Below are 12,362 nucleotides of genomic sequence, written 5' to 3'. Positions count from 1 at the left end.
CCTGCTTACTCCGAGGGCGAGCCAACTTCACCGCACGAACATACGGCCTAGTGTACCCTCGATGGGAGGCCGGGTGGGGGAGTGGGCCGGTGCCGCGAAAATGCGCCTCAGCGCATTTTCACAGGACTAGCTATCAGCCTTCGCTGACGGTCGCCTTGACGATCTTGCCCGGCTCGCGCGGCGGCTCACCCTTGGGGAGCGCGTCGACGTGCTCCATGCCTTCGACGACCTGGCCCCAGACGGTGTACTGCTTGTCGAGGAAGGTCGCGTTGTCGAACACGATGAAGAACTGGCTGTTGGCCGAGTGCGGCGCGCTGGTGCGGGCCATCGAGCACACGCCGCGCACGTGCGGCTCGGCGTTGAATTCGGCCTTCAGGTCGGGCTTGGACGAACCGCCCATGCCGGTGCCGTTGGGGCAGCCGCCCTGCGCCATGAAGCCCGGGATCACGCGGTGGAACTTCACGCCGTCGTAGAAGCCTTCGCCGGCCAGTTCCTTGATCCGCTCGACGTGGCCGGGGGCCAGGTCGGGGCGCAGCTTGATCTTGACGTCGCCGCCTTCGCCGTTGCCGGTATCGAGCGAGAGTGTGAGGAATTCGTCAGCCATTGCCTGTCTCCATGAGGCCGGGCGCGATCGCGCCGGTAAACTTTGGCGCCCGATATAGGCGATGGCGCGGCAATGTCACGAGGGGGCGTGAACCGGCACCATGCCGAAGGGGCTTCGACAGGCTCAGCCTGAGCGGGTTTGGGAGGTTTACACCACCTCCGCTCACCCTGAGCTTGTCGAAGGGTCACGGCTGAACTTGTCGAAGCCCGCGCAGTCCCGAGTGACCATGGCAAAGCCCTGTTGCAATTGCGAGATAGCTGCGTAGACCGGCCCGCATGAGCGACGCGGACCTCAAGCACGACCCGATGGACCACACGGAAGACACCGTGCGTCAGGACGCGCCCGAATCCGAATCGCTGGACGAGGACAACCGCCTCAAGCCCGAATTCGTGCGCAGCGTCAAAGACGCGCTCGACGATGAAGACACCGATCGCGTCTACGACCTCGTCGAAGGGCTCCACCCCGCCGACATCGCCGACTTGTTCGAGCTGTTCGACGAACGCGAGCGCCTGACGCTGGCCGGCGCGATCCGCGACCTGATGGGCTCGGAAGTCATTGCCGAGTTGAACGACTGGGTCCGCGAGGCGCTGATGGAAGCGCTTCCGGCCGACGTCGTCGCCGAGATCGCCGAACAGCTCGACACCGACGACGCCGTCGCGATGCTGGAGGATCTCGACGAGGCCGACCAGCAGGCCGTCCTCGCCGAGATGGAGCCGGAAGACCGCGCCGCCATCGAGTCGGCGCTGTCCTACCCCGAGGAATCCGCCGGTCGTCTGATGAGCCGCGAGTTGGTCGCGGTGCACGAATCGATGACGGTGGGCGACCTCATCGATTTCCTGCGTGAGCATCGCGAGTTGCCGACCGAGTTCTGGGAAGTGTTCATCGTCGATCCGATGCACCGCCCGATCGGAACCTGCTCGCTCTCGTGGATCCTGCGCACGCCGCGCAACATCCCGCTCTACGACGTCATGGCGCGCGACCAGACGCTGATCCCGGCCGACATGGATCAGGAAGAAGTCGCGCTGCGCTTCCAGAAGTACGCGCTGATCTCGGCGGCGGTGGTGGACCCTGCGGGCCGCCTGATCGGCCAGATCACCGTCGACGACATCGTCCACATCATTCAGGAAGAAGCGGGCGAGGACGCCCTGCTGCTGTCCGGTGCAGGCGACGGCGACATCAACGAGCCGATTCTGCTGACCGTGCGCGCCCGTCTGACCTGGCTGGTGGTGAATCTGGCCACGGCGATGCTGGCGGCCTCGGTCGTCGGGCTGTTCCAGGGGGCGATCGCGAAGTTCGCGCTGCTGGCAGTGCTGATGCCGATCGTATCAGGCATGGGCGGCAATGCGGGCACGCAGACGCTCGCCGTGGCGGTGCGCGCCATCGCGACGAACCAACTGACCGATTCCAACACCGTCAGGATGATCCTGCGCGAATTCCGCATCGCGCTGGCCAACGGCTTCGCGCTGGGCCTGCTGATCGGCGTGGGGACGTGGCTGATCTTCTCCAACCCGCTGCTGGGCGCCGTGATTGCCTCGGCCATGGTCATCAACAACCTGGTCGCCGGTTTGATGGGTATCCTCGTGCCGGTGGCGCTGGACAAGTTCAACGTCGATCCGGCGGTGTCCTCGGCGGTGTTCGTGACGACCGCGACCGACACGATGGGCTTCTTCTCGTTCCTCGGCCTCGCGGTGGTGGTGGGGCTGGCCTGACCCATCGTCATTGCGAGCGCAGCGAAGCAATCCAGTACGGCGCTGAACTGCCCTGGATTGCTTCGCTGCGCTCGCAATGACGATGGAGAAGAACAGCCTGGGTCTTTCTTGACCTCCGGGAAAGCCCTATCTCCCACCCATGCCGCTCAACATGACCAAGATCGCCTTCTCCGCCGAAAGCCCCGCCTCCCTGCGCGCATGGCTGGAAAGCCACCCGGATGAGGCACTGATGACCACCCGCTATCTCCCCAAGCGGCACGAGGAGATGATCGGCGGCTCGCTCTACTGGATCTTCGAGCATGCGCTGATCGGCCGATCGCCGATCGTACGGTTCTCGCAGCGCGAGGACGGCCGCTGGCACATCCACCTCGAACCGCGCCTGATCCCGGTCGTCACCCAGCCCAAGCGCGCGCATCAGGGCTGGCGCTATCTGACCGAGGAAGCCGCCCCGCGCGACCTTGCCGAAGGCGAGACGGCGAGCGACGCCATGCCGCCCAAGCTGGCACGCGAACTGGCGAAGCTGGGGCTGGTCTAGGTTCTGAACCGAGCGATCGCGGCCATCGCCTCGTCGAAACTGCGGTCCATCGCCGTCATCACCAAAGCCACGTCACTGCCCGTCAGCGCCCGGTTTCCGCGCGCTAGAACACCCATGATCCCCCGGCCACGATAGCGCGAGGGATCGCGCAGGTGCAGCATGATCATCTTCTGCCGTTTGTGCCGCCAGACCGTGACATCAACGATTTCGCGCCACGGGATCGTCCGGTCGGACCAGCGGGTCCAGCGGATGCCCTGCGCGTCGATGCGCATTTCCTCGTCACCTGCGATCAGCCGCCGGATGCCGCTGAGCCCGGCCAGCCCGAAGAACACGATCCCGAGCCAGCCGATGATGCGCGTCACCTCAGGCGAATGGCGCCCGAAAGAAGGCGGCGGACCGAATGCGCCCACCATCCAAAGCGCAATGGCTACGAAAGCAAACGCTCCAAGCACAAGCAGAACCACACGGCCCGGCGCGGGGTGTGCAACGAAAGCCCCGGTCATCCGCGCTCCACCCACCACTTGAGCAGCACATGCGCCACCGCGTGCTTCGGTGGCGCCCCGAAAGCGCGGCCCATCTCGCCCACGGCTACCGCTTCGAGCGCATCGACGCATTCCTCGCGGGTGAACCAGCGCACGTCTTCCAGTTCGGTCTCGTCGATGACGATGGCCGGGTCGTCGGCGAAGGCGTGGCAACCGATCATCAGCGACGAGGGGAACGGCCAAGGCTGGCTCGCGACATATTCGACGTCACGCACGCGCACGCCCGCTTCCTCGAAGACTTCGCGCGCGACGGCTTCCTCGATCGTCTCGCCCGGCTCCACGAAGCCCGCCAGCGCCGAGTAGCGGTGTGCTGGAAAACGCGGCTGGCGGCCGAGCAGCAGCTTGCCGTCATGCTCGACGGTCATGATCGTGACCGGATCGACGCGCGGGAAATGCTCGGCGCCGCAGCCGGTGCAGGAGCGCTGCCAGCCGCCCTTGGCCAGCACCGTGGCCGCGCCGCAGACTGCGCAGAAGCGGTGCCGCGAATGCCAGCCGACCAGCGCCCGCGCCCCGCCATAAGCCGCGAGTTCGCCCGCCTCCAGCGCGTTCATCGCGTTCCAGCTCGGCGCCCCGGCGGCGGGAATGCCCGGCAGCACTTGCGCGAAACACCCGCGCTCCCCTTCGAGGCCGAGGAACACCAGTTCCGCATCGCCTTCCGCATCGGCGAGGCTGCCCCAGACGAGGCCGCCCTCCGCCGTCATCACCGGGTCGAGGCCGTCCAGCTTCAGCAGCCGCGCGCTCGTCCCCATCAGTGCAGCGATGGCCTCTGGGTCGCCACGCACGTGGTCGGCGCGGTCGATCGGCGATCCGCCGAATGCGATAGGGGCAGCGGGAGTAGTCAGCAGCACGTCAGTGTTTCTCCAGGATCGCCAGCACGTCGGCCTTCAGGGCCTTCTGGAATTCGGGCAAGAGGTCGAAGGCGTTGGGCGGCATGAACTGCACGAAAATCTGTGAGCGCAGGCCCTGGGCCATGTCCACCATGCCCACCGTCCCCGCCGCGCCCGACCAGCCGTAGAGCCCGCTCTCCGCCCCCTGCCCGACGCGCCCTCCAGCGCCGAAGCCGCTGGGACCGCCGAACATCTCGGGCACGAGGACGCTGGGCGGGAGCAGGTTGGAGGTGCCCATCCGCACCGCGCTCTCGGACAGCACGCGCACACCGTCGATCATGCCCATCTGCGCCAGCATCCGCAGGAACCGGTCGTAGTCGCGCGGAGTGCTGACGAGACCCGCTCCGCCGAAGGGGAAGGCCGGCTTGTCGAGGTAGATCGAGGTCTCCCCCTCGTCGATCGGCGCCAGCACGCCGCCGACGGCCGCGTAATTGGTGGTGAGGCGATGGGCGTCGGCGGCCGAGACCCGAAAACCCGTGCTTGTCATTCCGGCAGGGCCGAAGATCGTGTCCTGAAGGTAGGCGTCGAACGGCCTGCCCGAGACCACCTCGATCACCCGGCCCATCAGGTCGAGGCCCATCGAATAGCTCCAGCGCGTGCCGGGATCGGCGACCAGCGGCACTTGCGCCAGCCCTCGCGCGAACAGGTCCAGTCCTTTGACCGGCTCTCCCCGGAACAGGCCGGGCAACTGCATCCGGCTGATCTGCCCGGCGACGAGGCCCTTGTCCTCCATCAGCGCCTTGATCGGCCCCTGCTGGATGATCGTGTAGCCGATCCCGGAGCTATGCGTGACCAGATGCCGCATCGTGATCGGCCGGGGCGCGGCGTGCAGCGCGGTGATCGAGCCGTCGTATTCGTCCTGCACCATCATGTGCGCATATTCAGGCAGCACGTCCGCCACGGGCTGATCGAGGCCGATCCTGCCCTGCGCCACCAGTTCCATCGCCGCCATCCCGGTGAGCGGCTTGGTCATCGAATAGATGCGGAACAGGCTGTCGGCGGTCACCGGATCGGCGTCGTTGAAGCCTTCCGAGCCACGCGCGACATATTCCGGCTCGCGCCCCTGCAGGCCCAGCGAGGCGACCATGCCGGGGAACTTGCCCGGCCCCACCCAGCGCTCGACGACCGCGCGGACCTGCGGGATAAGCTCGGGCTGCTGCGCCGCGCGCGCCAGCCGCGGCAGCATCGCCCCGAGCCCCGCAGCCGCCCCCATGCCCAGCAGCATGCGACGGTCCAGCGCGGCTTCGAGGCGATCGATCATGCGTCTTCCTTCTCGGCCAGCGCCAGCCGCGCGGCCTTGGCGAAGAGCGTGGGCAGCCCCGCCTCGTCGAGCCGATCAAGCGGCCACCATTCGCCGTCTTCCAGCCCCTCGAACCCGTCACCAAGGTAAACCGCCAGGTTCAGTTCCAGCGCAAAGTGCGTGAAGACGTGGCCGACCTTGCCCGCGCTCTCCCATGGCCCGGTAAGCGGTCCCTCGCCCGAGCCGTCGATACGCGCCGCCCAGCCATCGTCGGGCAGCGCCCGCATGCCGCCGAGCATGCCGCTGCCGGGACGGCGGACCAGCCAGACTTCCGCTTCGTCCCGCTCGATCCAGAAGGCGCGGCCCTGACGCACGGCCTTGGCCTTCTTTGCCGCCTTTACCGGCAGCCTTGCGGGATCGCCCATGCGCCGTGCCTCGCAAGGCCCCGAAATCGGGCAGAGCAGGCAGCGCGGACTGCGCGAGGTACAGACGGTGGCGCCAAGATCCATCATCGCCTGCGCAAAGTCGCCCGCGCGGCGCTGCGGCGTGATGGTGTCGGCCTTTGCGCGGATAGCGGGCCGTGAACCCGGCAGCGGCTCTTCGATCGCGAAGAGCCGCGAGACGACCCGCTCGACATTGGCATCGACGACCACCGCGCGCCGCCCGAAGGCGATCGCGGCGACGGCAGCGGCGGTATAAGCTCCCAGTCCCGGCAGAGCGCGCAAGCCTTCCTCGGTATCCGGAAACCGCCCGAGCCGCGCCACTTCACGCGCGCAGGCCAGCAGGTTTCGGGCGCGGGCATAGTAGCCGAGGCCCGCCCATGCCGCCATGACCTCCTCGTCCGCAGCCGCCGCGAGCGCCTGCACGGTCGGCCAGCGCGTAGTGAAGGCGGCAAAGTAGTCCTTCACCGCCGCAACCGTCGTCTGCTGGAGCATCACTTCCGACAGCCAGACCCGGTACGGATCGGGCGCGGGCGTGCTCGGTGCGGCGCGCCACGGCAAGGTGCGCGCGTGCACATCGTACCAGTCGAGCAGCATCGCCGCGATTGCAGTATCCGAACTGGCGTCCATGCCGCCGCTATGGCATTGGATCGCGGGCAATGGAACGGAATAGCGGCAAATCCCCCGGTGAATCGAAGCCACGTCCCGCCAAGGGCAAGACGGGCCTCAAGCAGTTCGAGCGTATGCGCGGCGGACAGGCGCGGCAGATCTCGGACCTGATGCCCGAAGTCGGCCGCACCGCCTTCCGGCGCTTCGGCTTCGTGCAGTCGAGCGTGGTGTCCCGCTGGCCCGAGATCGTCGGCGCCCGCCACGCACGCGTCTGCTCGCCGGAATCGATCCGTTTCCCGCCCGGAGAGAAGAGCGACGGCATCCTCCAGCTGGTCGTCGTGCCCGCTCATTCGCCGATGATCCAGCACGTGATCCCCGAGATCATGGACCGGGTGAACCGCTTTTTCGGCTACCAGGCGGTCGCCAAGGTGAAAATCCGGCAAGGCGAGGTTAAGCCGCCTGTTGCCACGCAGCCGCGCCCGTCCGCGCCGCCTTCGCTGAAACCGGTGCCGTTCGAGCTTGGGGAATCGCTGCGCGACATCGGCGACCCGGAGCTTCGCGCGGTGCTCGAATCGCTGGCGCGCAGCATGGGCGCCGCCGAACACAAGCCTGACAGTCAGGAAGACAAGTGATGACCAAGACCGTCTTTCGCGCCGTGGCGCTTGCCGCCTGCGCCGTTCTCAGCATGGCCGCCGCTCCCAAGGGCGCCGCGCCCAGGAAGGGGCTGCCCCCCGCCTCCACGAACTGGACCGCTGCCACCGCCGTCACCGCCGACGGCAGCCACCGGCTCGGCAATCCGGACGCGCCGCTCAAGCTGGTCGAATACGTCAGCTACACCTGCCCGCACTGCGCCCACTTCCACAAGGAAGCTGACCCGGTGCTGCGCCTGACCATGGTGCCCAAGGGCCAGATCTCGGTCACGGTGACCAACTTCCTGCGCAACCCGATCGACCTCACCGTGGCCATGCTGACCAACTGCGGCGATCCCAAGCGCTTCTTCGTGCGCCACAACGCCTTCTTCGCCTCGCAGGACAAATGGCTCGCGAAGGCCGAGGCGACCAACCGCGAACAGCAGCAGCGCTGGTATCAGGGCGATTTCCCCGCCCGCATGCGCGCCATGGCGAGCGATCTCGGCTTCTACGACCAGACCGCTTCGTGGGGCCTCAGCCGCACGCAGACCGACCAGTGCTTCGCCAACACCGCGATGCTCGACAAGCTCAAGGGCCAGCAGGGCGAAGTGCAGGCGCTCGGCCTGCAGGGCACGCCCAGCTTCACGCTCAACGGCGACCTTCTCGACGGGCACGACTGGGCGACGGTGTCCAAGGCGATCACCGACAAGCAGGCCCAGCAGCGCGCGGGCAATATCTGATCCACGAGCCCACCCCCGGCCCCTCCCGCATGCGGGAGGGGAGCGAGACTTGGCAGCTTGCTGCCTAGTCGCAGCGGGGTGGGCGTCCCAACACAACGCCGCACTTGTGGAATACCCCCGTCCACGCTTCGTTTTCCCCCCTCCATGGGCTAGCCCTGTGACAAATCCACACGAAGGATTCGCCTCCCGATGACTCGCACCCGTTTCCGCACCATCGCCCTCGGCCTCGTGGTCGCCCCGCTTGCCCTCGGCCTCGCCGCCTGCGGCAAGAAGGACGAGCCCACCGCCGGTGCCACCTCGGGCGCCCCGATCGCCAAGATCGCCGCGCCCGCAGGCAAGTCCTGGGCCGACACGATCGAGAAGACCGCCGAGGGCGGCTACCGCATGGGCAACCCGAACGCCCCGATCAAGCTGGTCGAATACGGCGCCCTCAGCTGCTCGCACTGCGCCCTGTTTGCGCAGCAGAGCTTCGAGCCGCTGCGCGACGACTACGTCGCCAGCGGCCGCGTCAGCTACGAACTGCGCTACTTCATGCTCAACGCGCTGGACATTCCGGCCTCGCTGCTGGCCGAATGCGGCTCGACCGAGGCGGTGATCCCGCTCAGCGAGCAGTTCTGGGCCTGGCAGCCCAAGATGTTCGAGAACATGCAGGCCGCCAGCAAGGAACGCCTCGCCCAGATCGATGCCTTGCCCAAAGAGCAGCAGCTCGCCGCCATTTCCGAAGTCGCGGGCATGACCGACTTCTTCGCCTCGCGCGGAATCGCGCGCGATCAGGCCGCCGCCTGCCTTGCCGACACGACCAAGGCCAAGGCGCTCGCCGACCAGACGCAAAAGGCGAGCGAGCAGTTCAACGTCACCGGCACCCCCACCTTCATCATCAATGGCAACAACGTCGGTTCGATGGAGTGGGACAAACTGGAGCCCAAGCTCAAGGAAGCAGGCGCGCGCTGACCGGCGTGATCGCCTGACCCGACCTCGATGCGCATCAACCGGCTAAAGCTCAGCGGCTTCAAGAGCTTCGTCGAGCCCGCCGAGCTGCGCATCGATCCGGGGCTGACCGGCGTGGTCGGCCCCAACGGCTGCGGCAAGTCCAACCTGCTCGAAGCGATCCGCTGGGTCATGGGCGAAAGCTCGCCCAAGTCGATGCGCGGCGGCGGGATGGAGGACGTGATCTTCGCGGGCACGGACAAGCGCCCGCCCCGCGCCTTCGCCGAAGTCGTGCTGAAGGCGGAAACCGCGCCGAATGCCGAAGGCGTGCGCGACGAACTCGAAGTCGTCCGCCGCATCGAGCGCGGCGCGGGCAGCGCCTACCGCATCAACGGGCGGGACGTGCGCGCCAAGGACGTGGCGCTGATCTTCGCCGATGCCGCCACCGGCGCGCATAGCCCGGCGCTCGTCAGCCAAGGCCGCATCGCCGCGGTCATCGCCGCCAAACCTGCCGAGCGGCGCGCCATGCTGGAAGAAGCCGCGGGCATCGCGGGCCTGCACGTGCGGCGCAAGGACGCCGAGCAGCGCCTGCGCGCCACCGAAGCCAACCTCGCCCGCCTCGACGACATCATGGCGAGCCTCGACAAGCAGGTCGGCACGCTCCGGCGGCAGGCCAAGGCGGCCGAGCGCTACAAGGCCCTGACCGACCAGATCCGCCTTGCCGAAGCCCGCGTCGTCTTCGCCCGCTGGCGCGAGGCCGCCGCCGCTGCCGATGCGGCACGCAAGGAAGCGCAGGCTTCCGAGGAGCGCGTCGCCGTGGCGCAGGCGCTCGCAGTGGAAGCCCAGAGCCAGCAGGCCGCCGCAGCCGAGACGCTGGCGGAGGCCCGCGACGAACTCGCCGACCGCCGTGACGATGCCAATGCGCAAGGCCACCGCATGGCGACGCTGACCAGCCAGCTCGAAGCCGCCGAGCAGCGCCTCGCCGACCTCGACCGCCAGCGCACCCGGCTGGAAGAAGACCGCCACGACGCCGACCGCCTCACCCGCGACGCCGCCGAGGCCCTCGCCCGGCTGGAGCGCGAGTTGTCCGAGGGCGAAAAGCAGCTCGCCGCCGATGAAGCGCAGCGCCCGCGCTTCGCCAACATGGTCGATGGCGCCGAACAGGCCAGCCGCGCCGCCGAACTCGATCTCGCGCAGGCGACCGCGAAACAGGCGGGCGTCGAGGCCGAATGGCGCATCGCCGAAGCCGAGCTAACGCAAGCGAAGGCGCGGCAGGCCCGCGTGGCGCAGGACGTCGCCCGGATCGAGGCGCAAGTCGCCGCCCTGCCCGACCTCGGCGACCTCGAGACCGCCATCGCCGCCGCCCGCGCCAAGGCAGAGGAGGCAAGCGCCGCCCTTGTACGCTCGCGCGAGGGGCTGGAGGACATGCAGGCGCGCAAGACCGCGCTACAGGCCGACCGCGACGCCGCTGCCTCGGCGCTGGCAGGCGCGCGCGCCGACCTCACAGGCATCGAACGCGAGCACACCGCCCTCGTCCGTGACCGCGAGGCACGCGCGAAGGGCGCCAAGGCCGCGCATGGCCTGCCCGTCGCCATCGACGCAGTACGCGCCGCGCCCGGCTACGAACGCGCGGTCGCCGCCGTGCTCGGCCGCGACGCCAAGGCCCCGCTGGGTGCGGTGCCGAACGCCGACGGCCGCTTCTGGACCGGTGCCGAAGCCCCAGCTCCGGTGGCGGACAGCCTCGCCGCGCATGTCGCGCAGTGCCCGCCCGAACTCGCGGCCCGCCTCGCGCTGGTCCATGTGGTCGAGACGGACGACGCGCGCGCGCTGAAACCCGGCGAATGGCTCGTCACGCGCGCGGGCGTGCTGCGCCGCTGGGACGGCTTCGTCGCACGCGGCGAAGGCGCGGCCGAAGCCGCAAGGCTGGAAGCGGAGAACCGCTTCGCCGAACTCGACGCCAAGCTGCCCCCCTTGCGCGCGGCCGTCACCGCCGCCGAAGCACGGCAGGCCGCCGTGCAGCAGGAATTGGCCGACCTCTCCTCCCGCGTGATTTCTGCCGAACGCGCCATCGCCTCGGCGGCCGAGGCCGAGCGCAGCGCCTTGCGCGCCGTCGATCAGGCCGAGGATGCCCGCGCTCGCCAGCAGGCCCGCCGTACCGAACTCGACGCGACCCTCGCCGAAACCGCCGACCAGCGCAGCGGCGTGGACGCCGAAGTCGCCGCCGCCGAGGCGAAACGCGTCGCGCTACCCGATCCCGCCACCGGCCGCGCCGAACTGCAGGCCGCGCAAGCCCGCAACGGCGAGGCCCGCTCGGCCCTGCAGCACGCGATGGCGACGCTCGCAGGCCACGATCAGGCCCTCGCCGTCGCGCGGGAGCGCACCACCACCCAGCGCGCCGACATTCGCGGCTGGCAGGCGCGCTCGGGCGATGCCGCGAACCGCCTCGCGCAGATGGCCGGACGGTTGGAGGAGATCGAGACCGAACGCGCGATCATGGCCGCCAAGCCCCCCTCGCTGATGACCCAGATCGAACAGGGTGAGGCGATCCGCGTGCGCCTCGGCGATGAACTGGCGAAGGCAGAAGCAGCGGTAAACGCCGCCACCGAAGCCGCGAAACGCGCCGACACCGCGCTCTCCGCCGCGCAGGAAACCCTCGCCGCCGCACGCGAGGGCCGCGCCGGGGCTTCTGCCCGCGCCGAACACGAGGACCAGCGCCGCACCGAGATGAACCGCCTCTCGGGCGAGCGCTTCCAGTGCCCGCCCCCGGTCCTGCCCGAGCGCTTCGCCTTCGCCCCCGCCGAAGTGAGCGGCGCCGAGGCCGAAGGCAGCGGCATGGACCGCCTGACCGCCGAGCGCGAGCGCATCGGCCCGGTCAATCTCGTCGCCGCCGACGAACTCGCCGAAGCCGAGGCGCAGCTCGGCCTCTCCGTCAGCGAAAAGGCCGAACTGACCGAAGCGGTGAACCGGTTGCGCGGCTCCATCGGCAACCTCAACCGCGAGGGCCGTGAACGCCTGCGCGCCGCCTTCGAGGCAGTGGACGGCCATTTCCGCCGCCTGTTCCAGCAGCTGTTCCAGGGCGGGCAGGCGCACCTCGCCCTCGTCGATTCGGACGATCCGCTGGAGGCTGGCCTCGAAATCTACGCCCAGCCCCCGGGCAAGCGGCTGCAGTCGCTGACCCTGCTCTCGGGCGGCGAACAGGCGCTGACGGCGGTGGCGCTGATCTTCGGCCTGTTCCTGACCAATCCCGCACCGATCTGCGTGCTGGACGAAGTCGATGCCCCCCTCGACGACGCCAATATCGAACGCTTCTGCGACCTGCTCGAAGCGATGACGAAGGAAACCGACACTCGCTACCTCGTCGTCACGCACAATGCGGTGACGATGAGCCGCATGCACCGCCTGTTCGGTGTGACGATGGTGGAAAAGGGCATCTCCCGTCTCGTCAGCGTTGACCTCGGCGGTGCCGAGGAACTGCTGGCAGCCGCAGTGTAAGGTTGCAA

Annotated in this window: 11 protein-coding genes; 6 read left to right on the top strand and 5 right to left on the bottom strand. The window is 68.7% G+C overall.

Going from position 1 to position 12,362, the window contains the following annotated elements:
- Positions 1-133: 133 nt before the first annotated feature.
- Entirely contained in the window at positions 134-604 is a 471-nt protein-coding gene (locus tag QRN25_RS00805) for a peptidylprolyl isomerase (protein WP_008831009.1), read from the bottom strand.
- A 305-nt stretch (positions 605-909) separates the two neighbouring features.
- Between QRN25_RS00805 and mgtE the strand changes: the two genes are divergently transcribed.
- Positions 910-2,313, top strand: a complete 1,404-nt coding sequence (gene mgtE / locus QRN25_RS00800) for a magnesium transporter (protein WP_285016852.1) — start codon at positions 910-912, stop codon at positions 2,311-2,313.
- A gap of 139 nt (positions 2,314-2,452) precedes the next feature.
- Positions 2,453-2,848 (top strand): DUF1489 family protein, encoded by a 396-nt coding sequence (locus tag QRN25_RS00795; RefSeq protein ID WP_069708889.1) that lies wholly within the window; start codon positions 2,453-2,455, stop codon positions 2,846-2,848.
- On the opposite strand, the gene QRN25_RS00790 is transcribed toward QRN25_RS00795, so the two are convergent.
- From QRN25_RS00790 to QRN25_RS00775, 4 genes are read right to left on the bottom strand one after another with little or no spacing between them, the layout of a single operon-like run.
- Positions 2,845-3,351, bottom strand: coding sequence for an STM3941 family protein (locus QRN25_RS00790; RefSeq protein ID WP_285016835.1), 507 nt, complete (start codon positions 3,349-3,351; stop codon positions 2,845-2,847). The two genes, QRN25_RS00795 and QRN25_RS00790, sit on opposite strands and share 4 nt — an antisense overlap.
- Positions 3,348-4,238, bottom strand: coding sequence for an NAD(+) diphosphatase (gene nudC, locus QRN25_RS00785; RefSeq protein WP_502910397.1), 891 nt, complete (start codon positions 4,236-4,238; stop codon positions 3,348-3,350). The genes QRN25_RS00790 and nudC overlap by 4 nt, the downstream gene beginning before the upstream one ends.
- A gap of 1 nt (position 4,239) precedes the next feature.
- Positions 4,240-5,538 (bottom strand): serine hydrolase domain-containing protein, encoded by a 1,299-nt coding sequence (locus QRN25_RS00780; protein WP_285016833.1) that lies wholly within the window; start codon positions 5,536-5,538, stop codon positions 4,240-4,242.
- Positions 5,535-6,587, bottom strand: a complete 1,053-nt coding sequence (locus QRN25_RS00775; RefSeq protein ID WP_285016832.1) for an A/G-specific adenine glycosylase — start codon at positions 6,585-6,587, stop codon at positions 5,535-5,537. The genes QRN25_RS00780 and QRN25_RS00775 overlap by 4 nt, the downstream gene beginning before the upstream one ends.
- Positions 6,588-6,616: 29 nt before the next feature.
- Between QRN25_RS00775 and QRN25_RS00770 the strand changes: the two genes are divergently transcribed.
- The 4 genes from QRN25_RS00770 (at position 6,617) to QRN25_RS00755 (ending at position 12,354) form a co-directional block, all read left to right on the top strand.
- Entirely contained in the window at positions 6,617-7,198 is a 582-nt protein-coding gene (locus QRN25_RS00770; RefSeq protein WP_211149566.1) for a DUF721 domain-containing protein, read from the top strand.
- Positions 7,198-7,935, top strand: a complete 738-nt coding sequence (locus QRN25_RS00765; RefSeq protein WP_285016828.1) for a thioredoxin domain-containing protein — start codon at positions 7,198-7,200, stop codon at positions 7,933-7,935. Before QRN25_RS00770 ends, QRN25_RS00765 begins: the two co-directional genes overlap by 1 nt.
- Positions 7,936-8,124: 189 nt before the next feature.
- The gene (locus QRN25_RS00760; RefSeq protein ID WP_285016827.1) at positions 8,125-8,886 is read left to right on the top strand and encodes a DsbA family protein; all 762 of its coding nucleotides are present in this window, start codon (positions 8,125-8,127) and stop codon (positions 8,884-8,886) included.
- 27 nt (positions 8,887-8,913) lie between these two features.
- Positions 8,914-12,354, top strand: coding sequence for an AAA family ATPase (locus QRN25_RS00755; protein WP_285016825.1), 3,441 nt, complete (start codon positions 8,914-8,916; stop codon positions 12,352-12,354).
- Positions 12,355-12,362 lie beyond the last annotated feature (8 nt).

The sequence above is a fragment of the Novosphingobium sp. fls2-241-R2A-195 genome (genome assembly GCF_030209485.1).
In the GTDB taxonomy this organism is placed as follows: Bacteria; Pseudomonadota; Alphaproteobacteria; order Sphingomonadales; family Sphingomonadaceae; genus Novosphingobium; species Novosphingobium resinovorum.
Note: the sequence above shows the minus strand (reverse complement) of the source record. Positions and strands in the feature narration are given on the sequence as shown.